Raw genomic sequence first — 263 nt, 5'->3', positions numbered from 1 at the left:
TCGGCACCCGACACCACGATCGAACGCGGACTGTTGATCGCCGCGATGCCGACCACGTCGGAGACGTACGGGAGGAGTTCCTCCTCGGTGGCTTCGATGGCGGCCATGGCCCCGCCCGCGGGCAGTGCCTGCATGAGGCGGCCGCGTGCGGTGACCAGACGGGCGGCGTCCTCCAGCGAGAGGACCCCGGCCACGTGGGCGGCGGTGATCTCGCCGATGGAGTGACCGGCCAGGAAGTCGGGCCGCACGCCCCAGGACTCGAC

At 71.9% G+C, this 263-nt stretch carries 1 protein-coding gene; it reads right to left on the bottom strand.

What is annotated here, in order from left to right; all coding sequences use genetic code 11:
* A partial coding sequence (locus tag K7B10_RS40520) for an acyltransferase domain-containing protein (RefSeq protein WP_229346068.1) occupies positions 1–263 on the bottom strand: 263 nt, incomplete at both ends.

It is taken from the genome of Streptomyces flavotricini, from assembly GCF_020639365.1.
Lineage (GTDB): Bacteria > Actinomycetota > Actinomycetes > Streptomycetales > Streptomycetaceae > Streptomyces > Streptomyces flavotricini.
This window is presented reverse-complemented; position numbering and strand designations above follow the sequence as displayed.